Annotated in this window: 25 protein-coding genes; 15 read left to right on the top strand and 10 right to left on the bottom strand. The window is 38.5% G+C overall.

Annotated elements, in window-relative coordinates:
• Positions 1-15 precede the first annotated feature (15 nt).
• Entirely contained in the window at positions 16-1044 is a 1029-nt protein-coding gene (locus tag ETP70_RS10420; protein ID WP_151901119.1) for an alanine racemase, read from the top strand.
• An 8-nt stretch (positions 1045-1052) separates the two neighbouring features.
• Here the strand turns inward: ETP70_RS10420 and ETP70_RS10415 are convergent, their stop codons facing one another.
• From ETP70_RS10415 to ETP70_RS10400, 4 genes are all read right to left on the bottom strand, one after another.
• Positions 1053-1442 carry a hypothetical protein gene (locus tag ETP70_RS10415; RefSeq protein WP_151901118.1) on the bottom strand — a complete coding sequence of 130 codons (390 nt, stop codon included), beginning with the start codon at positions 1440-1442 and terminating at the stop codon, positions 1053-1055.
• Positions 1442-1678, bottom strand: a complete 237-nt coding sequence (locus ETP70_RS10410) for a PP0621 family protein (protein ID WP_151901117.1) — start codon at positions 1676-1678, stop codon at positions 1442-1444. The genes ETP70_RS10415 and ETP70_RS10410 overlap by 1 nt, the downstream gene beginning before the upstream one ends.
• Positions 1675-2262 (bottom strand): 16S rRNA (guanine(527)-N(7))-methyltransferase RsmG, encoded by a 588-nt coding sequence (gene rsmG / locus ETP70_RS10405; protein WP_151901116.1) that lies wholly within the window; start codon positions 2260-2262, stop codon positions 1675-1677. Before rsmG ends, ETP70_RS10410 begins: the two co-directional genes overlap by 4 nt.
• Before the next feature lie 75 nt (positions 2263-2337).
• Positions 2338-2901, bottom strand: coding sequence for a PAS domain-containing protein (locus tag ETP70_RS10400; protein WP_151901115.1), 564 nt, complete (start codon positions 2899-2901; stop codon positions 2338-2340).
• Between the two features lie 111 nt (positions 2902-3012).
• On the opposite strand from ETP70_RS10400, the gene ETP70_RS10395 reads away from it, so the two are divergent.
• A complete protein-coding gene (locus tag ETP70_RS10395; RefSeq protein WP_151901114.1) occupies positions 3013-3456 on the top strand; it encodes a CZB domain-containing protein in 444 nt (147 codons plus the stop codon).
• Positions 3457-3459: 3 nt separating this feature from the next.
• On the opposite strand, the gene ribA is transcribed toward ETP70_RS10395, so the two are convergent.
• Complete coding sequence (gene ribA, locus ETP70_RS10390) at positions 3460-4023, bottom strand: GTP cyclohydrolase II (protein ID WP_151901113.1); 564 nt, start codon at positions 4021-4023, stop codon at positions 3460-3462.
• A gap of 121 nt (positions 4024-4144) precedes the next feature.
• Between ribA and hemB the strand changes: the two genes are divergently transcribed.
• The 5 genes from hemB to ETP70_RS10365 are packed head-to-tail and all read left to right on the top strand — an operon-like array spanning position 4145 to position 8974.
• Complete coding sequence (gene hemB, locus ETP70_RS10385; RefSeq protein WP_151901112.1) at positions 4145-5119, top strand: porphobilinogen synthase; 975 nt, start codon at positions 4145-4147, stop codon at positions 5117-5119.
• A gap of 52 nt (positions 5120-5171) precedes the next feature.
• Positions 5172-6092, top strand: coding sequence for an ornithine carbamoyltransferase (argF, locus tag ETP70_RS10380; protein ID WP_151901111.1), 921 nt, complete (start codon positions 5172-5174; stop codon positions 6090-6092).
• Positions 6093-6102: 10 nt separating this feature from the next.
• Positions 6103-7254 carry a 5-(carboxyamino)imidazole ribonucleotide synthase gene (locus tag ETP70_RS10375; RefSeq protein WP_151901110.1) on the top strand — a complete coding sequence of 384 codons (1152 nt, stop codon included), beginning with the start codon at positions 6103-6105 and terminating at the stop codon, positions 7252-7254.
• The gene (purE, locus tag ETP70_RS10370; RefSeq protein WP_151901109.1) at positions 7251-7766 is read left to right on the top strand and encodes a 5-(carboxyamino)imidazole ribonucleotide mutase; all 516 of its coding nucleotides are present in this window, start codon (positions 7251-7253) and stop codon (positions 7764-7766) included. Before ETP70_RS10375 ends, purE begins: the two co-directional genes overlap by 4 nt.
• Positions 7767-7786: 20 nt before the next feature.
• Positions 7787-8974, top strand: a complete 1188-nt coding sequence (locus ETP70_RS10365) for a multiheme c-type cytochrome (protein WP_151901108.1) — start codon at positions 7787-7789, stop codon at positions 8972-8974.
• 12 nt (positions 8975-8986) lie between these two features.
• Here the strand turns inward: ETP70_RS10365 and trpS are convergent, their stop codons facing one another.
• The gene (trpS, locus tag ETP70_RS10360) at positions 8987-9952 is read right to left on the bottom strand and encodes a tryptophan--tRNA ligase (RefSeq protein WP_151901107.1); all 966 of its coding nucleotides are present in this window, start codon (positions 9950-9952) and stop codon (positions 8987-8989) included.
• Positions 9953-10060: 108 nt separating this feature from the next.
• Here trpS and hpf point away from each other — a divergent pair, with 108 nt between their 5' ends.
• Genes hpf through ETP70_RS10345 form a run of 3 tightly spaced genes read left to right on the top strand, consistent with a single transcriptional unit; the run spans position 10061 to position 11431 of the window.
• Positions 10061-10390 (top strand): ribosome hibernation-promoting factor, HPF/YfiA family, encoded by a 330-nt coding sequence (gene hpf / locus ETP70_RS10355; protein WP_151901106.1) that lies wholly within the window; start codon positions 10061-10063, stop codon positions 10388-10390.
• 9 nt (positions 10391-10399) lie between these two features.
• Positions 10400-10999 (top strand): hypothetical protein, encoded by a 600-nt coding sequence (locus ETP70_RS10350; RefSeq protein ID WP_151901105.1) that lies wholly within the window; start codon positions 10400-10402, stop codon positions 10997-10999.
• A gap of 9 nt (positions 11000-11008) precedes the next feature.
• Entirely contained in the window at positions 11009-11431 is a 423-nt protein-coding gene (locus ETP70_RS10345; RefSeq protein WP_151901104.1) for a CopD family protein, read from the top strand.
• A gap of 131 nt (positions 11432-11562) precedes the next feature.
• Here ETP70_RS10345 and der read toward each other — a convergent pair whose 3' ends face one another.
• Positions 11563-13041 carry a ribosome biogenesis GTPase Der gene (gene der, locus ETP70_RS10340; RefSeq protein WP_151901103.1) on the bottom strand — a complete coding sequence of 493 codons (1479 nt, stop codon included), beginning with the start codon at positions 13039-13041 and terminating at the stop codon, positions 11563-11565.
• 118 nt (positions 13042-13159) lie between these two features.
• Positions 13160-13762, bottom strand: a complete 603-nt coding sequence (locus tag ETP70_RS10335; protein ID WP_151901102.1) for an LPP20 family lipoprotein — start codon at positions 13760-13762, stop codon at positions 13160-13162.
• 70 nt (positions 13763-13832) lie between these two features.
• Between ETP70_RS10335 and ETP70_RS10330 the strand changes: the two genes are divergently transcribed.
• Complete coding sequence (locus ETP70_RS10330) at positions 13833-14285, top strand: phosphoribosyltransferase (RefSeq protein WP_151901101.1); 453 nt, start codon at positions 13833-13835, stop codon at positions 14283-14285.
• Between the two features lie 116 nt (positions 14286-14401).
• Here ETP70_RS10330 and ETP70_RS10325 read toward each other — a convergent pair whose 3' ends face one another.
• Entirely contained in the window at positions 14402-14758 is a 357-nt protein-coding gene (locus tag ETP70_RS10325; protein WP_230973267.1) for a c-type cytochrome, read from the bottom strand.
• A gap of 3 nt (positions 14759-14761) precedes the next feature.
• Positions 14762-15517, bottom strand: coding sequence for a TerB family tellurite resistance protein (locus ETP70_RS12735; RefSeq protein WP_151901100.1), 756 nt, complete (start codon positions 15515-15517; stop codon positions 14762-14764).
• A gap of 43 nt (positions 15518-15560) precedes the next feature.
• Between ETP70_RS12735 and ETP70_RS10315 the strand changes: the two genes are divergently transcribed.
• Genes ETP70_RS10315 through nusB form a run of 4 tightly spaced genes read left to right on the top strand, consistent with a single transcriptional unit; the run spans position 15561 to position 18203 of the window.
• Positions 15561-16466: a DMT family transporter gene (locus ETP70_RS10315; RefSeq protein WP_151901099.1), complete on the top strand. Its 906-nt coding sequence runs from the start codon at positions 15561-15563 to the stop codon at positions 16464-16466.
• A 53-nt stretch (positions 16467-16519) separates the two neighbouring features.
• A complete protein-coding gene (gene kdsA, locus ETP70_RS10310; RefSeq protein WP_151901098.1) occupies positions 16520-17314 on the top strand; it encodes a 3-deoxy-8-phosphooctulonate synthase in 795 nt (264 codons plus the stop codon).
• 20 nt (positions 17315-17334) lie between these two features.
• A complete protein-coding gene (gene ribH / locus ETP70_RS10305; RefSeq protein WP_151901097.1) occupies positions 17335-17799 on the top strand; it encodes a 6,7-dimethyl-8-ribityllumazine synthase in 465 nt (154 codons plus the stop codon).
• Complete coding sequence (gene nusB, locus ETP70_RS10300; RefSeq protein WP_151901096.1) at positions 17799-18203, top strand: transcription antitermination factor NusB; 405 nt, start codon at positions 17799-17801, stop codon at positions 18201-18203. Before ribH ends, nusB begins: the two co-directional genes overlap by 1 nt.
• Position 18204: the final 1 nt, after the last annotated feature.

Below are 18204 nucleotides of genomic sequence, written 5' to 3'. Positions count from 1 at the left end.
GTGTATAATTCTCCTATGGCTTACATCGCATTAGATAAAAATTATTTTTTTAACAATCTTGATATTATTACCAAACTAACTAAAACAAAAGATAAAACAGCGCTGGTTTTGAAAGATAATGCCTACGGGCACGGACTTTTGCAAATCGCACAGATGGCAAAAGAGTACGGCATAACAAAAGCAGTGGTACGCACCTTTGAAGAAGCAAAACAGATTGAGAGCTTTTTTGAGTATATTTTGGTTTTGGCAGATTTTGCACAGGAGTCAAATGAAAAAATAAGATATACGATTAATGATTTGCAGGCAATTCACAAATTTGCAAAAAACACAAAAGTACAACTTAAAGTAGATACGGGAATGTGTCGTAACGGTATTTTGATGGATGAACTCGAAGAAGCCTTTGTGTTATGTGCAAAACAGGGACTCAAACTTGAAGCTGTTTTTACACACCACTCTTGTGCTGATGAAGAGAATGAATATTTTGATTTGCAAAACAAAAATTTTCAACAGGTGAAAAAAGAAGCAAAGGTGTTGGCAAAAAAGTATGATTTTACTCCTTTAGGGTTTCATTCGTGTAATTCTGCCGCACTCTTTCGCACAAATGATTTTGATGAAGATATGGCGCGCGTAGGCATCGCAGCCTATGGTTGTCTGGAATTGCCGAATGCTTTACATGTAAAAGGCTTACATGTAAACGAATTGGCACCTGTTTTGTCTGTATATGCAAAAAAGATCTCTTCAAGAAAGCTTCAAAAAGGAGACTGTGTCGGTTATGGAGCAGCTTTTGAGGCAAAGGCCTCTTGTAGCGTGACAAATTATGATTTTGGGTATGGTGATGGTTTTTTAAGAAGCTGTTCGCACAATTTTATAACGCCTGAGGGCATTAAAATAGCGGGTAGAATTTCTATGGACAACAGTTCTTTTTTGACAGACAAAGAAGAACTCCTGATTTTTAATGATGCACGCGAAGTTGCCAAGTATGCGGGCACAATAAGCTATGAAATCCTGACCTCTTTAAAAGCACACCTGCGAAGAACAATTTAGAGGTGTCCTTAAGCTATTTTGACAATCGCCTCTGTAAATACAGCACCGTCTATTCCCAACAGTGCCATCTCTTCTATCTCTTCTTCCTTCTCTATATGTACTAATATTTTTGCATCAAACAAATAGTTTTCAGCAATTTTCTGGGCAGTTTTTGCCAGTTTCTGCTCTACATGGATATAACTTGCACCCAGGGCAGAAGCATAAATGAGCTCTGTGACATTTTGAACTTTGAGTGCGAATTTTATAGAATTCTGATTGAGGTATTCAATAATATCAAGGTTTTTCTCTTCAAATTCGAGGTAAATTATTGACGCAGGTGGTGTCTGAACAATTGCGTCTATATCAGACACATGATAAAATTTTTCACTCTTTATAAATCTATGACCAAATAAAAGCATTATTTTCCCTTTTGTAAACATTCGCGAGAGCAGTAGTATTTTCCGTTACTGAGAATACACTCTTGTATTTCCGCATAAACACCACAGCTTGTACACTCCACCATTTCATCGGCATCGGGCTTTGCGGAGTCTTTTTTCGTGTTCTTTTTTGTAACTTTTGCTTCTGGTTTTGTCTTGAAAAACAGAAAGTAAACCGCAGCAATAACTGCTCCGATTATAAGTATTTTCAGTATCATAATTCTTCTCCTAGAAGTAAATAGTGTCTGTTTTTTGTTTCAATTATTTTATGTTTTATATCAATATCAGCTTCAATTTCATCAAAAACTTTTTCACCTTTGTAAAAAAGCAGCTTTGAATGAGCATCCCGAAAATTTTTACTGAGAGATAAAAGCATTTTTGTGTCTGTGACGGCACGTGATGTGATAAGATCAAATACTTTCGGCTGCATCTCTTCAACCCGTTTTTTTACGACTTTTACATTGTCAAGTCCCAAATCAGCCTTGACAAACTGCAAAAAACTTGCCCGTTTTGTTAAAGGCTCTACAAGTGTTACCTCTGTGTGCGGCAGTGCAAATGCCAAAATCATTCCCGGAAATCCGGCACCGGTGCCTATGTCGAGGAGGGAGTCTACTTTTGGTAAAAAACTGACAGGAAAAACCGCATCATAAATGAACTCATTTATAGTCCGTTCACTTTTTGCACCTGTAAGATTATGAATTTTATTCCATTTAAAGAGATGCTCTTTGTATTTTTGTATGTTTTGAAAAAAATTATTTGGTAACTCTATTTTGTCATGAGCCAGTGTTGTTTTTAAATCCAATAGAATATCCTTTAAAAAGGATATTTTATCTGAATATTATTTAATAGAATGTAAATTGCAGGAATTCAGAATTTATTATGAAAATATTTTTTTCATAGCTGTAAAGAAAATTTTGAACAGACCTTTGTTTCCAACAAGGTCATTGATAAACTCGTCATAAGTGATTTGTTTTTCTTCAAAAAATCCTCTTAAGTATTTTTCACTTGCTTCCATCCCGCCTTCCTGCTCGATCTCAAGCAGTTTTGCATAAATCGGTTCCATTGTATCAACTGCTTTTTGCGGAGCGGCTTTTCTGTATGCCGTATGAGAGATGATTTTGTTTGTAATAGGATCTATTTTTGGCTCAAATTCTGTGACAACCCAGTAGTAACTTCCGTCTTTGGCAAGATTTTTCACAACAGCGATGATGTTTTTTGCATCATTGATTCTGTCCCACATCATTTTAAATACAACTTTTGGCATATCAGGATGTCGTATGATACTGTGAGGTTTTCCGATAAGTTCTGATTCACTGTATCCGGAGATTTCTACAAAATAATCATTGCCGTATTCGATGATTCCTTTTGGATCTGTTTTGGAAACTATATATTTTTTTGGATTTAATTTGATTTGGTTATTAATTGGTTCTGGGTGTTTCAAGTTACATTCCTTTCTTAAGTTTTGACAAATTATATAATGATTTTTCTTAAATAGATGAATAAATTTAGAAATTTTATGTAATAATACAGGTACTTTATAAGGTGAAACAATATGACGAAAGAAAAAACAATAGATGCGATGGAACATGCCCGTGAGGCACATATAGAGCAGATGACAAAAATAAAGTTTTTGATTGAAGGCAAAAATATTGACAATTTAACACCTGTGTCGAAAATGAAGTGTGAATTTGGGAAGTGGTTTTATGATGATACCCAAGAAATAAAAAGTGTTTTAGGTGTTCAGTTTTATGAGAGTCTAGACAGGATACATGAAGAGTGGCATATACAGTATGCCAAAATCCATGCTATTTTTACGGGTGCAAAAGAGGAGGGTTTTTTTTCCAAACTGTTTAAAACACATAAGGTAGATGATTTGGAACTTGAAAAGGCAAAAGTATATTATAAAGATCTTGAAGAGATTACAAAAGATCTGCTGAGACTTCTTGAGACAAGCAAAAGAAGAGTGCAGGCCCTGAGCGCATCAAAGTTTTCCTGATCTTTATAAAAGATGTCCCATTCCGTCGCGCTTGACATCAAGGTATCCTTCATTATGCTTGTTCGGTTTCATAATAATGGGAATCCTCTCAACAATTTCAACACCGCTGATCGAGTTTACTTTGTCAGGATTGTTGGTCAGCAGTTTTATTTTTTTGATATTGTAATGATGCAAAATAAAAGTGACGACTTCATAGGTACGCTCATCTGCAGCAAAACCGAGTTGATGGTTGGCCTCTATGGTATTGAGCCCTTTGTCCTGCAGGGCATAGGCGTTGATTTTGTTTAAAAGTCCTATGTTTCTTCCCTCCTGCCGAAGATAGATTACCATTCCGCCGGTTTTATCAGCCATTTGCAAACCATACTCAAGCTGGTCACGGCAGTCGCATTTTAAACTGCCTATGGCATCTCCGGTAAGACACTCCGAGTGAACACGTACTATCGGCACTTCAGCCAACTCTTTTGCACAAATAACAAGATGCTCTTTTTGCCCTTGTTTAAAAGCCTGTACATTGAAATCACCGAATCTTGAGGGCAAATCTGCCACATCAGATATTTTTATTTGCATATATGCTGTCCTGTACAATTTTGCAGGCATTATAGTTAGATTATGATTAGAATTATATTATATGAATAAATTTAATCTTTAAAAGGGTAAAATAGCCTCTTTAAAATATAAAGGGTCAAAAATGTTTCAAAGATTTCGCAGAACCAGACTAAACAAGCATCTCCGTGCGCTTGTAAGAGAAACACATGTAACTGTAGATGATTTTATATATCCGCTTTTTATCCGTAGCGGTGAAGGTATTAAAACCGAAGTGGCATCCATGCCGGGTGTTTATCAGATGAGTATTGATGAGGCTGTAAAAGAGTGTGCGGTGCTTAAAAAATTAGGATTGTATTCGATTATTCTTTTTGGAATTCCCGATGTCAAAGATTCCATAGGCAGTGATGCTTTGTGTGAACACGGGATTATCGCTTCAGCAGTACGGGAGATAAAAAAAGCACACCCTGATATGTTTGTCGTCACAGATTTGTGTTTTTGTGAATATACCGATCACGGGCATTGCGGCATAATTGATGATGATCGTGAAACAGTTGATAATGATGCCACTTTGGAGATTTCCGGACAGCAGGCAATTATACATGCTAAAGCAGGTGCAGATATGATAGCACCTTCGGGTATGATGGACGGTATTATAGAAACTTTGCGAACATACCTGGACAGAGCAGGGTATAAAGAGTTGCCGATTATGGCATACTCTACAAAATTTGCAAGTGGATATTACGGACCGTTTCGTGATGTGGCTGAATCAACTCCTAGTTTTGGTGACCGCTCCTCGTACCAGATGGATCCTGCAAACCGCCGTGAAGCGATTGCTGAGAGTAAAAGTGATGAAGAGCAGGGGGCTGATATTTTGATGGTAAAGCCTGCTTTGGCTTATTTGGACATTGTGCGTGAGATTAAAGACAACACTTCGCTTCCGATGGCTGTTTATAATGTAAGCGGTGAGTATGCTATGCTGAAATTTGCCGGTCTGAATAATTTGATAGACTATGAACGCGTGGTGATGGAGACGATGATAGCATTTAAACGTGCAGGCGCTGACATAATTATCTCATATCATGCAAAAGAAGTAGCACAAATGCTCAAAAATCGCTAATTTAAAGAAAAGTATATTAAAATAGCTGATAAACAAAAAAGAGGAAGAAACTGTGAGACATTTTTTAACACTCAAAGATTTTACCAAAGAAGAGATTTTAGAAATTATAGATATCGGTCTGAAAATAAAAAAAGAGCTCAAAGCGGGCATTTACAATAAAGAATTAGAGATGCAGACACTTGCTATGATCTTTGAAAAGAGTTCAACAAGAACGCGTGTAAGTTTTGAAACAGGAATGTTTCAGCTTGGGGGGCATGCGCTTTTTCTCTCTAGCCGTGATATTCATTTGGGACGGGGAGAACCTGTAAAAGATACGGCAAGAGTTATTTCGAGCATGTGTGATATGGTAATGATACGCACCTATGAACATTCCATGATAGAAGAGTTTGCATCGTATTCTCAGGTACCTGTTATTAACGGACTCACTGATACCTATCATCCCGTGCAGCTTTTGGCTGATTATATGACGATGATTGAATTTGGAGTTGCAAAAAATGCAATTGTTGCCTACGTCGGTGACGGAAACAACATGACAAATTCATGGTTGATGCTTGCTGCAAAACTGGGCTTTGAATTACGTATTGCAACACCAAAGGGATATGAAGTTGACAGTAAGGTTCTTCGAGATGCTTTGGATACAGCAAAAGAGAGCGGTGCGATTATCAGGGTAATGAATGATCCCAAAGAGGCAGTACGCGGGGCTACAATTGTCACAACAGATACATGGGCTTCAATGGGGCAAGAAGATGAAAAAGAGCAGAGAATCAAAGATTTCAAAGGCTTTATGGTTGACGGACTGATGATGTGTCTTGCACAAAAAAATGCAAAATTTTTACATTGTCTGCCTGCGTATCGGGGACAGGAAGTAAGCGAAGAGTTGCTTGAAGACAATGCGGATATAGTGTTTGCAGAGGCTGAGAACAGACTGCATGCACAAAAAGGGCTTATGGTCTGGCTTGACAGACAAAGGTAACTGTTGACAAATGGATAAAAATTTCAACTATTCAAATTTGAAACTCGGCATTATCGGAGGCGGGCAACTCGGCAGAATCATGTCACACAAAGCAAAAAAGATGGGATTTCATGTAACAATACTTGACCCCACATTTAACTGTCCTGCCGCACAGGTTTCAGACAAGCATATCCTTGGCGGGTTTTATGATAAAGAGAAGCTTGAACAGTTAGTGCAAGAGACAGATGTGACAACTTTTGAATTGGAACATGTAGACACTTCTATACTCAAAGAGCTGTTTGATCATGGGCATATCATTCATCCCTCTCCTTATATTATCGAACTCATTCAAAATAAATATGAGCAAAAAAAACTTCTTGACAAAAAAGGTGTTCCTGTTCCTGCCTATAAAGATGTGAAGAAAGAGGAAGATTTGGCTGCCTTCGGATTTCCTGTTATTCAAAAAGCAAAGATGGGCGGTTATGACGGAAAGGGCGTGCAAATGCTAAAATCCGAAGCAGATGTAAAAAATGCACTCCAGACCGAATCATTTATCGAAGAGCTTGTGGATATAGACAAGGAACTGGCCGTAATCGTCGCGAGGAATATTGAAGGCCAGATCAAATGCTACCCTGTGGTTGAAATGCTTTTTGATGAGAGAGTGAATATTTGTGACATTGTGATGGCTCCTGCAAAAATTTCAAAAGAAATTGCGGACAAATCAAGAGAAATTTCAATTGAAGCCATCAAAGCCTTGGACGGTGTCGGAATTTTTGCTGTTGAATTGTTTTTAACAAAAAAAGGCAAGATTTTGGTTAATGAAATAGCACCGCGTCCTCATAATTCTGGACATTATACAGTCGAAGCCTGTGCAACATCACAGTTTGAACAGATTATCCGGGCGGTAACAAATCTGCCTTTGGGATCTACCAAGCTTATTTCTCCTGCAGTTATGATTAATTTGCTCGGAGAAGAAGGATATGAGGGAGAACCTTTTATAGAAGGAATTCATGATGCATTGGAGATTCCGGAGCTGTCTTTTCATTTTTACGGAAAAACCTTTACGAAACCATTTAGAAAAATGGGGCATGTAACAATCCTTGATGATGATATTGACGAGGCATTAAAAAAGGCAATGAAAGCAAAAGATATTCTAAAAATTAAAGGAAGCAAAAAGATATGAGTAAAGCGTTGGTTGGAATTATTATGGGGAGTGACTCGGATTTACCGGTTATGAGTGGGGCTATTGAGATATGTGAAGCATTTGGTGTTGCCTGTGAAGTAGATATTGTCTCCGCACACCGTACACCGCAAAAACTTGTAGAGTATGCACAAACAGCACAAGCAAGAGGCTTGCGCGTCATCATCGCAGGAGCCGGCGGAGCTGCACATCTGCCGGGTATGATTGCTGCGCTGAGTGTCTTGCCTGTTATTGGAGTGCCGGTGAGAAGTTCTGCACTTGACGGAATGGATTCTCTGCTCTCTATCGTGCAAATGCCGGGAGGTGTTCCTGTGGCGACAGTAGCTATTAACGGTGCCAAAAATGCAGGAATTCTTGCAGCGCAAATTATTGGGACAGGGGATGAAGCCCTGCAGAAAAAGATTGCCGAGTATAAAACTGCAATGAAGGATGAGGTAGACAAAAAGTCAGAAAAACTTGCAAAAATGAAGTACAAAAAGTACTTGAACCAATAACAGACAAGGATTTGATTCAGATGAAATTTTTTCTTTTTTTACTCATTTTTTTTACTTCTCTTTTTGGAGCAAAAGCAGTTGAAGTCGGCAAACGGTTTGAAAGTTCCGAAAACTGCAAAGTCTGTCACAGGCGTATCGTAGAAGAGTGGAGTGCTTCATGGCATGCAAAAAGTCATTTTGAAAAAGATGAATATTTTAAGAAAAGTCTTGAATATGTCAGCCGTAAAACAAGAAAAAGTTTAAATGCTGTAAAAATTCAGTGTGCTACCTGTCATAACCCTCGAATCAGTGTAACAAAAACAGATGAAGATTATGAAATTGCTGCTGTTATGGGATTGGCAGATGAAGATGATCCTGTGAACAAAGCAGTAAATTCAAAGGTTATCAGTGAAGGAATTAATTGTGTTGTATGTCACAATATAGATAAAATACATGATGAATATGACAAATCAAAACGAGGAATCAACAGAGTGGAGTGGACTCCGTCGGGTGTTATGACGGGACCTTTCAAAGATGCCAAATCGCCTTATCACAAGGTAGTCTCACATGAGTTTATGCATTCAAATCCAAATAAACTCTGTTTTGTATGCCATGCAAATGACAGAAGTGTAAAAGGCGTGGTTTTTACAGATATGGAGAGTGAGTATGTCGGTAAGCAGACCTGTGTCTCGTGTCATATGGGTCCCAAACAAAAGGGTGTTGCCGCAACATATAAAATGTACAATGGTAAAGCAAAAATGCGAATGGTGAGAAAACACGGATTTATTGGTGCACATACACCCGGTTTATGGAAAGGCGCTTTGCGCTTGCAACTGAAAAAACAAAAAAACAGACTGCTCATAAAAATTAAAAATCCGCAACCGCACAATATACCAAGCGGTTTTGGTTCAAGAGAACTTCTTGTTGAAATTGTCTATAAGAAAGGGACTGTAGTCATCAGTGAAAAAACTGTTTCTCTTTCACGCCATTATATAAGAAGACATAAAAAAGTCGGTATTGCGCATCTTGCGCTGAAGCAAAGTAAAGATACAAGTATAAAGGCACATGGTGAGAAAACAATACGTTTGCCGCTGGTCAATGGGGCAGACAGTGTTGAAGTGACATTGTATTACCGTCTGGTAAACGATGAGGTTCGCAATTTGCTGGATCTGAAAGAGCCGATCTGGTCGAAAAAGAACTTTATAGTAAAAAGTTCTTTGCGACTTTGATAAAATACTTTTTTAGTATTTTATCCCTGTTACTGTTCTGACTTTGTCTATAGTCGGCGCTACAATCTCTTTTGCTTTGTGCGCACCCTGGAGGAGTATTTCTCTCACTTCGTCTTGATGCGCTGCAAAATATTCTCTTTTTTCTCTGTAGGGTCTGAAATATTCCCAAATCACATCATGTAGATAGAGTTTAAAATGCCCGTGTCCTTCCCCGCCTTTTTTGTAACGTTCCTGGAGTTCTTTGCATTCATTTTCATTTAAAAAGAGTTTTGCCATATTGTACACATTACAGTTTTCATACTCTTTTGGTTCTTCCATCGGTACTGCTTCGGTAACAATTTTTTTGATTGTTTTGAGCTGTTTTTTCTCTTCACCAAATATATTGACAGTATTGTTATAGCTTTTAGACATTTTCTGTCCGTCAGTTCCTGGAACTGTGGCAACATTCGCTTCTATTTTATATTCCGGAAGTTTAAATATATCACCATATTCGTTGTTGAATTTTATGGCAATGTCGCGTGCAATCTCAACATGCTGGATCTGATCTTTTCCCACCGGTATAATATCAGGCTGATAGAGTAAAATATCGGCAGCCATTAAAACAGGATAGGAAAAGAGCGAATGGTTGGCGGCTATGCCTTTGGCAGTTTTGTCTTTATAGCTGTGAGCACGTTCGAGCAGCCCCATAGGTGTAAAAGAAGAGAGCACCCAGTAGAGTTCCAAGACTTCTTTTACATCAGACTGTACCCAAAAAGTTGATTTTTGCGGGTCTATGCCGAGTGCCAAAAAATCTGTTGCCGACTGCATAGTCAGCTCTGCCAGTCTTTTGCCGTCTTTTACGCTTGTCTGTGCATGGTAGTTTGCTATAAATGCAAAAGTGTCATTCTCTTTTTGTGCATCGACCATCTGTTTGATAGAACCAAAGTAGTTTCCTATATGCAAATCACCTGAGGGTTGAATACCGGTTAAAACTCTCATTATACAATTCCTGATTTTTTAAGGCGTATTATACCCATCTCAGCTTTATTTTGCTATTATATAGTTAAATATAATTAAGCCCTATGGCTTAAAATTAAAGGATTTATGATGATAGTACAAATTCGTGCAAAAGATATAACTTTAACAGACGAAAAGAAAGCACATATAGAACAGGGCATTGAAAAATTTAAAAAGTTTTCTTTAGATATTACAAGAGTAAACTGTATAGTTTCTGCTGAAAGAGCAGGTGTCTTGGTAGAGTTTGAAATACATGTAGCACACTCTGCTCCTATTGTCATCAGTGAACACCACAAAGACCTGGATGCTGCCATTGATGTGGCTGTTGACCGTGCAAATAAAGCTTTACGCCGCTTACATGACAAAGTAACTGATCATAAAGGGCCTTCTATTAAAGAATTAGAACTTACAGATGTATAAAGCAGCTATATGAAATTATTATTATTTTTGATTTTCACAGTAAATCTTTGGGCATCACAAAGTAACTATTCTCTTAGAGTGGCGGTTGGAAAACCTACATTCTATTCGGCAGCTGATATAGCGCTTGGAAAGTTCGGAGCTTACAGAGATGATTTAAAAGCGTATAATTTAGATGGAGGGTATCTTTTAGCAAAAGATTTATTTACTTTACCATTAGATTTGTATCTTAAAGGCGGATTGACATTTTATGATGAAACGGCACAAAAAGATGTATATGGTGCTGATATTTATATAAAAGCATATTACAATATTGATTTTTGGAATAACAGAGTGCGTTTTGGTTTTGGAGAGGGGGCTTCTTATGTAAGCCGTGTTTTGGAGATAGAACGCATAGATGCTCAAAATCATAATGACAACAATTCACACTTTTTAAATTATTTGGATATAAGCCTGGATTTTGATTTGGGAAAACTTGTGAAGTATAAGCCATTAGATGAAACATATATTGGTGTTTTGTTAAAACACCGGTCAGGGATTTTTGGTTTGATTAACAATGTAAGACACGGTGGTTCAAACTATGAATCTGTGTATATAGAAAAAAACTTTTAGGTGTCTTATATGTATAACTGGCTTTTATGGTTTCATGTCATCTCTTTTATCTCCTGGTTTGCAGTATTGTTTTATCTGCCTAGGCTTTTTGTCTATCATGTTGAAAACAGTAATAACAAAGGTTTTGTAGAGGTAGTTAAAATTCAGGAAATGAAGCTTTTTAAATATATAGGTGTGCCTGCTATGTGGGCTACACTCCTTAGCGGTGCAGCACTTATTTATCTTGGCGGATGGATGAGTGCTCCGTGGTTACATGTAAAGCTTCTGTTTGTACTTTTTTTAATTATAGACTTTTACTCAATGAATGTGTACAGAAAACAGCTTTTAGAAGACAGATGCACAAAAAGCGGAAAGTTTTTCAGAATGTATAATGAAGTACCGACACTTTTGATGCTTGTTATTGTAGCGATGGTTGTACTCAAACCCTTTTAAATCGGAATCGGTACTTTAGTGCCGACTGTTTTTTCTTTCTTCCTCTTTCATCTTTTTGTAAAAATAAACACTCAAGGCTGTCAGCCCGATTCCGCCAAATAAAAATGTAAACGCAAGCGCATAACTCATGTTTATTTGTCTCCTCTCTTTTTTGCTTTAAAAAGAAGCGGGGTTCCACTGAAATTAAAGGCTTCGCGCAGTTTGTTAGTAAGATAGCGTCTGTAGGTAAAATGCAGACCTTTGGGCTTATTCATAACAATGGCAATTTTTGGCGGTCGTGTTTCATACTGTGTTGCATAATAGATTCGAATCACCTGTCCGTGCATACTTGGCAGGGTGTGACGGCGCAGTGCCCGCTCCAAAACTTCATTGAGCCGGGATGTCGGAATTCTTTGTGAATAGTTTTCGTTTATTTCTAAAATCATATCATGAAGTTTGTCTACTCTTTGATGGCTTTTTGCCGAAAGGGTTAAAATAGGGGCATAGGCTAAAAACTTAAATCTGTCACGCACCTCTTTGATGATTTTGTCATGCTCTTCTCTTTTGGCAATATCCCATTTGTTAAGAATGATAATACAGGCAAGCCTGTTTTGATCAACAAGTCCCGCAATTTTTTCATCCAAATCCAAGAACGGCTCACTCGCATCCAAAACAACAAGTGCCATATTTGCATTTTCAAGCATCTCTTTTGTGCGCATTAAAGCATATTTTTCAATACCGACAATTTTTCCACGACGGCGAAGCCCTGCTGTGTCAACAAAGGTAAGCTGTTTGTCTTTATAGACTATGGTCTCATCAATCGGGTCGATTGTTGTACCGGCAACAGAACTCACAACAGAACGTTCTTCGCCCAAAAGAGCATTAAGCAGTGAACTTTTTCCGACATTGGTACGTCCGATAATAGCTATTTTTATATGGTTTATGTCATTTTCATCAAACTCTTTGATACGATCATTCTGAGCAAATATTGAGTCATCTTCTACCTCTTCCTCATCCCAGTAGATGAAACTGTCATCTTCTTCATCCTGGGCATATTGTGAGAAAAATTCTTCATCACTGAGTTCTTCTTTCTCCTCTGTGATGATTTGTACTTCTTCTGTTTCGTCTTCTTTGAGAATATCACTTTGTGGCAGTTTGTCATAGATCCAATCAAGCAGTTCAACAGTATTCCTGTTGTGTGCTACAGAGATACCGAAGATGGCATCTGTGCCAAACTCATAAAACTCCCAGAGCTTCTCTTTCATTTTGTCATTGTCTATTTTGTTGACAACAAGAGCAATCTCTTTACCCATATTTTGGAGTTCATAAAAAAGTTTTTTGTCTTCATCCTCAGGCAAACCTTTGCCGTCGACCATATACAAAATAATATCTGCTTTGTAGGCAGCTTTTAATGACATCTCTTTTATTTTATCAAAAAGCTCGCACCCTTTATCAAGTCCACCCGTATCTAACAGTTCTGCTTCTTTGTCAATAATTACGGCTGTTTTTCGTTTGACATCCCGTGTTGTTCCTGCCAAATCAGATGTTATGGCATCACGTTTTTTTACCAAACGATTAAAAAGTGAGCTTTTTCCAACATTTGGACGGCCTATAATTGCGATTTTTTTCATGAGTGAACCTTGTAAACTTGCGAAGAATTATAAAATATTTTTGAAATTATATCTAAATTATGGTTTAAATGGGGAGAGAAACAAAAACTGCCTGTTTTACAGGCAGTAGGGAGTGCTGTTATTCAGTCGGAAATTCTTTGTCTAAATTTTCCAGTGCCTGTTTTGACTGAAACTGCTGCCAAAGGGCATTGTCATTTTGAAAACTTGAAGCAACAGTTTTTTTGTAGGCCTTTTTGACCTCTTGGTTAACGCTTGACTCGGGAACAGTTACAAGCATATAAATTGCACCGGATGGCGCCGTCCACATATCTATAGCTTTGGAGCCTTTTAAATCCACTTTTGCCACCTGTTTTGTGACAGCCGTTGTGACTTTGTCCACTGTTTCGGCAGAACCGTTTCCTGTGGCTCTCGTAAAACCTTCCATCTTGTCTTTGATTTTGCTCTCAATCTGTTGTGCCAAATCAGAACGGCCGTTCATGAGGGCAACACGACGCATATGGGCAATACCTGCTGCACTTTTCCCTGCAACACCCACACCTGCATAGTAACCGGGTACTTCCGGTATACAGGTCCATCTGGGAGCGGCTACTCCCTCTTGTTTACATGTAAAGGTGGGTGTGTAGACTTCTTGTTTTTTTGGTTCGGCTTTTTTGCTGCTACAGCCTGTAATCGCTGCTGCAATCAGTGTTGTTGCAATTATATTTTTCATTATTTTATTCATTAACAGTACCTTTTTATTAACATTACATGTAGTATACTACCATAAATCTTTACCATTACTAAGGAAAATATTGAAACAGTACTATTCTTATGAAAATTTCAGAAATGATACATGTAAACTTAGAGACAATGTGAAAACATTTGAACCTGAAACAATAGTTGCTGTTGCAAGAGGCGGGCTTGTTCTGGCGCATTGTCTGGCAGAAGGGCTTGATATCCGAGATGTGCAGAGTATAAGAACAGAGCTGTATGATGCTACATGTAAACGCGAAGCGCTGTCTCTTTTTGGAATATGCAGTTTGTCAGATGTGAAAAGAGTGCTTGTTGTGGATGATATAGCCGACAGCGGTGAAACACTTGCGTATGTCATGCAGCATTTGCAAAAAAACTTTCCTGAAGCGGCATTTAAATCTTCGACACTTTTTTATAAAAAAACATCAATATACGAACCGGATTTTTGGATAAATGAAGCAGATGCATGGATAGAATTTTTTTGGGAGAAAGATTTCAGCCCAGCGGGTTAAACGGTTTTATGCTTTTCAATCCTGAGAGTCGGCACTAAAGTACCGACTGGTGTGACTTTTTTGCCACTCTCACTTCCTTAAAGGATGGGTTGTGACATATTCCCGGAATCCGTACTTCAGTGCGGACTGTGTTGCCTGGTAAAATCTGTTTCGTAAATATATGCAGCTATATCTTGTAAAACATCTTTTTCAAAGGCAAGATTGGGCATGAGTTCGTATTTGTCAATGGCATCTTGCATGATTGAAGTTGTTTCGCTCGGTTTTTGTACCCACTCTGCCATCTGTCTGACAAAATCTTTTTTATTGGGAAATGCATTCAAATATCTTGTACGCACTTCCATCATTGCCGGGGCCGAGACAGATTTCGTTTCAAAATGACAGGTTGTGCAGTTGCCGTGAAAGAGCAGGGCACTGTTTTGTGATGCCTGCAAAAGAGTGCCAAGGAAGCAAAGCAGTATAAAAAGAGATTTCACACGCTATCCTCTGGCTTTTTTTATCATCTCATAGGCCTGATTTATCTCCTGCGTTTTGGCGGTTGCTTCTTTGATATACTCTTCGCTTTTTCCCTGAGACTTGATGATATCAGGATGATACTGACGCACAAGCTTTCTGTAGGCTTTTTTGATGCTGCTCATATCATCATTTTTGCTGACACCCAAAATTTTGTAGGCATCATCCAGCGTAGCCTGCGGATGGATGTTTTTCATCATCGCTTCAAACTGGTCAAACAGAGCGTGATATTTTTGCGGATCAAAAGCAAAAGCCTCGGCAATTGTGGTGAGTACTTCTTCTTCACTTTGGGTTACTTCACCGTCTGCAAAAGCGAGTTGAATGAGAAATCCCATAAACTGCTCTTGTTGGGCTTTATTACGTCTGAGTGCTTCTGCTAAAGCATGGGCAATCTGCTCTGTATTGTCACGGCGTTCTTTTTCTTCGTTGAAGATTTGTTTTAAAATATCTTTTGTTTTTGCAGGTTCCGGAAAGACCTTGGAAATGTCATCAAACATGATACCTACAAGCTGTGCTTCAAGGGCATCGACATGACCGTCTGCCTTGGCAACTTTGGCAACAAGGGCGACAAAAAGTCCCAGCTCACTGTTTTTGAGTGATTCATACGAAACAGAAAAATTTTTAAATGCTTCTTGCGAATACTCGGCTGTGTATCTGCCGTAACTTTTAAATATATAATAAAAGACTGCCCCTAAAAGCAGAAATAAAAATAAATTACCCATAGTTTTTCCTATATTTTTATGAGATTATACAATGCTGAAGTAAATGGATATAATTGCATTTATGAATAGAATCAAAAATTTAAACAAAGGCGTACAGTATATGCTTATTGCCAGCCTGGCATTTGCTGTTATGGGTGCTTTTGCCAAACTTGCCAGTCAAAACATGAGTTCACTTGAAGTTGTTTTTTTTAGAAATATTGCAGGGGTACTGTTAGTCGGTATCGCAGTATTGAAAAAGCCTATGCAGCACAAGGGAGGAAAGCCTCTGTTGCTCTTTTTTCGGGGTTTCATGGGCTTTGTCGCTCTGCTGGCATTTTTTTACAATATCGCACATATTCCTCTGGGCGATGCAATGACCTACTCAAAAACATCTCCGATTTTTACGGCAATATTTGCCTGGCTTTTTTTAAATGAAAAACTCTCTTACAGGGGATGGATTGCCGTTTTTACAGGCTTTATCGGTATACTTTTTATTACACAGCCGAGCGGAATCGGATTTTCAAAATATGATCTGCTCGGAATTTTCAGCGGGGTGGGTGCAGCACTTGCCTATACCTCTGTACGGGAATTAAAAGCCTACTATGACACCCGTGCCATTGTGCTTTCTTTTATGATTACAGGAACACTCGGTCCGGTCATTTTGTTTGTTGTTTCTCCTTATCTGAACTTTCCTGAACTTGATTTTATGCTTGCAAAATTTGTAATGCCGCATGGTATTGTCTGGTTCTATCTCTTTGCGATGGGAATTTTTGCTACAATTGCACAATTGCTGATGACAAAAGCCTACGGAGAGACAAAAGCGGGAATTGTCGGTGCTGTAAGTTATACAAATATACTTTTTTCGATACTGGTCGGTCTGTTTTTGGGAGATGCTTTTCCGTCACTGGTAACGAGTTTTGGAATTGTACTGATAGTGGTTGCGGGTATTATGGTTGCACGCGATAAGTAGGGATTAAAATCGTTTAGCTATAATAAGCTATATTTTTGAAAGGCAGATATATTATGAAACTTTTAGCGGGCCCCTGTGTTATTGAGAGTGAAGAAAATATTTTTACAATAGCAAAAGCATTGGAAAAATATCATAATGACGAGACAATAGATTTTTATTTTAAAGCGAGTTTTGACAAAGCCAACCGAACATCTTTGGAGAGTTTTCGTGGTTTGGGTATGGGTGAAGGTCTTCGCATACTCCAAAAAGTCAAAGATGATTTTGGCTATAAAATAGTGACGGATGTGCATGAAACGATTCAGGTTGAGCCTGTTGCAAATGTGGTAGATATGTTGCAGATTCCTGCATTTTTATGTCGGCAGACAGATTTGCTCGTCGCTTGTGCAAAAACAGACAAAGAGGTAAATATCAAAAAGGGACAGTTTATCAACCCGCCTGATATGAAATACTCTGTTATGAAAGTGCTTAAAACCCGCGGATGTGATGAAGTGAGTTATGAAAATTCCCAAAAGCACGGGGTCTATCTGACAGAGAGAGGCAGTTCTTTCGGATATGGCAACATTGTTGTGGATATGCGTTCTTTGGTGATTATGAAAGAATTCGCACCGGTGATTTTCGATGCCACACACTCTGTACAGATGCCGGGTGCTTTAGGCGGAAAAACAGGCGGTGACAGCTCTATGGTGCCGCATCTTGCAAAAGCAGCAGCAGCCATCGGCGTGGACGGATTTTTCTTTGAAACACATTTTGATCCAAGTTGTGCTTTGAGTGACGGTCCAAATATGCTAAAATTAGACGAATTGGAAAAACTGATAGAGAAAATCAAAAAAATACAAGCAGTAATATAAATAACTCACAAGGAAGAAGTATGCAGTTAATTGAAGGTAAATTAAAAGTAGTAAACGGCAAAAAAATTGCCATAGTAAGTACACGATGGAACCACTTTATAGTGGACAGACTCGTAGAGGGAGCAAAAGATGCTTTTGACCGTCACGGCGGGAATGAAGAAGATTTGACACATGTATTGATTCCGGGTGCGTTTGAGTTGCCGATGATCGTCGATCAACTCCTTGCAAGTGGAAAATATGATGCAATTTGTGCATTGGGAGCCGTAATACGCGGTTCAACACCGCATTTTGACTATGTTGCGGCTGAAGCGACAAAAGGAATTGCAAGCATGAGTCTAAAATACCAAAAACCGGTTTCATTCGGTCTTTTGACAACTGACACGATTGAACAGGCGATAGAGCGAGCCGGAACAAAAGCCGGAAACAAAGGTTTTGAAGCAATGACGGTTGTGATTGAAATGCTAGATTTGTATGAGGTGCTGTAATGGCTACTCGTCAACAGGCACGTATGGCTGTAGTCAGCCTTTTGTACGCATACGATCTTGGAAATGGCAATACTTCCGAACACTCTAATGAAATTCTTGAAGAGAAAAAAATCAGAAACAAGCAAAAAGATTTTGCTCTTGGACTCTATGAAGGTGTAATGGAGCATATTGAGGCAATTGACAAAGCTATTGTAGAACATCTCAAAGAGTGGGATTTTGAACGTCTGGGTGCCATTGAACGTGCAACATTGCGACTGGCTACGTATGAAATTCTTTTTAGCGGGCTTGATTCTGCCGTAGTTATCAATGAAGCAGTTGAAATTACAAAATCGTTTGGAACAGAACAGTCTCCAAAGTTTATCAATGGTGTTTTAGATGCAATAGCCAAAGACAAAAAGGCATAAA

The sequence above is a fragment of the Sulfurimonas hydrogeniphila genome (genome assembly GCF_009068765.1).
Lineage (GTDB): Bacteria > Campylobacterota > Campylobacteria > Campylobacterales > Sulfurimonadaceae > Sulfurimonas > Sulfurimonas hydrogeniphila.
The sequence above is the reverse complement of the archived record's forward strand: the minus strand, read 5'-3'. Positions and strand labels throughout refer to the sequence as shown.

What these genes read in the sequence shown, in the direction of transcription:
- ETP70_RS10395 (WP_151901114.1), top strand. Translation starts at nt 3,013, where the DNA reads ATGACGAAAGAAAAAACAATAGATGCGATGGAACATGCCCGTGAGGCA.
- ETP70_RS10365 (WP_151901108.1), top strand. Translation starts at nt 7,787, where the DNA reads ATGAAATTTTTTCTTTTTTTACTCATTTTTTTTACTTCTCTTTTTGGA.
- trpS (WP_151901107.1), bottom strand. Translation starts at nt 9,952, where the DNA reads ATGAGAGTTTTAACCGGTATTCAACCCTCAGGTGATTTGCATATAGGA.
- ETP70_RS10345 (WP_151901104.1), top strand. Translation starts at nt 11,009, where the DNA reads ATGTATAACTGGCTTTTATGGTTTCATGTCATCTCTTTTATCTCCTGG.
- ETP70_RS12735 (WP_151901100.1), bottom strand. Translation starts at nt 15,517, where the DNA reads ATGGGTAATTTATTTTTATTTCTGCTTTTAGGGGCAGTCTTTTATTAT.
- ribH (WP_151901097.1), top strand. Translation starts at nt 17,335, where the DNA reads ATGCAGTTAATTGAAGGTAAATTAAAAGTAGTAAACGGCAAAAAAATT.
- ETP70_RS10375 (WP_151901110.1), top strand. Translation starts at nt 6,103, where the DNA reads ATGGATAAAAATTTCAACTATTCAAATTTGAAACTCGGCATTATCGGA.
- ETP70_RS10350 (WP_151901105.1), top strand. Translation starts at nt 10,400, where the DNA reads ATGAAATTATTATTATTTTTGATTTTCACAGTAAATCTTTGGGCATCA.
- ETP70_RS10315 (WP_151901099.1), top strand. Translation starts at nt 15,561, where the DNA reads ATGGATATAATTGCATTTATGAATAGAATCAAAAATTTAAACAAAGGC.
- ribA (WP_151901113.1), bottom strand. Translation starts at nt 4,023, where the DNA reads ATGCAAATAAAAATATCTGATGTGGCAGATTTGCCCTCAAGATTCGGT.
- ETP70_RS10415 (WP_151901118.1), bottom strand. Translation starts at nt 1,442, where the DNA reads ATGCTTTTATTTGGTCATAGATTTATAAAGAGTGAAAAATTTTATCAT.
- ETP70_RS10420 (WP_151901119.1), top strand. Translation starts at nt 16, where the DNA reads ATGGCTTACATCGCATTAGATAAAAATTATTTTTTTAACAATCTTGAT.
- der (WP_151901103.1), bottom strand. Translation starts at nt 13,041, where the DNA reads ATGAAAAAAATCGCAATTATAGGCCGTCCAAATGTTGGAAAAAGCTCA.
- hemB (WP_151901112.1), top strand. Translation starts at nt 4,145, where the DNA reads ATGTTTCAAAGATTTCGCAGAACCAGACTAAACAAGCATCTCCGTGCG.
- kdsA (WP_151901098.1), top strand. Translation starts at nt 16,520, where the DNA reads ATGAAACTTTTAGCGGGCCCCTGTGTTATTGAGAGTGAAGAAAATATT.
- ETP70_RS10335 (WP_151901102.1), bottom strand. Translation starts at nt 13,762, where the DNA reads ATGAATAAAATAATGAAAAATATAATTGCAACAACACTGATTGCAGCA.
- nusB (WP_151901096.1), top strand. Translation starts at nt 17,799, where the DNA reads ATGGCTACTCGTCAACAGGCACGTATGGCTGTAGTCAGCCTTTTGTAC.
- ETP70_RS10410 (WP_151901117.1), bottom strand. Translation starts at nt 1,678, where the DNA reads ATGATACTGAAAATACTTATAATCGGAGCAGTTATTGCTGCGGTTTAC.
- purE (WP_151901109.1), top strand. Translation starts at nt 7,251, where the DNA reads ATGAGTAAAGCGTTGGTTGGAATTATTATGGGGAGTGACTCGGATTTA.
- hpf (WP_151901106.1), top strand. Translation starts at nt 10,061, where the DNA reads ATGATAGTACAAATTCGTGCAAAAGATATAACTTTAACAGACGAAAAG.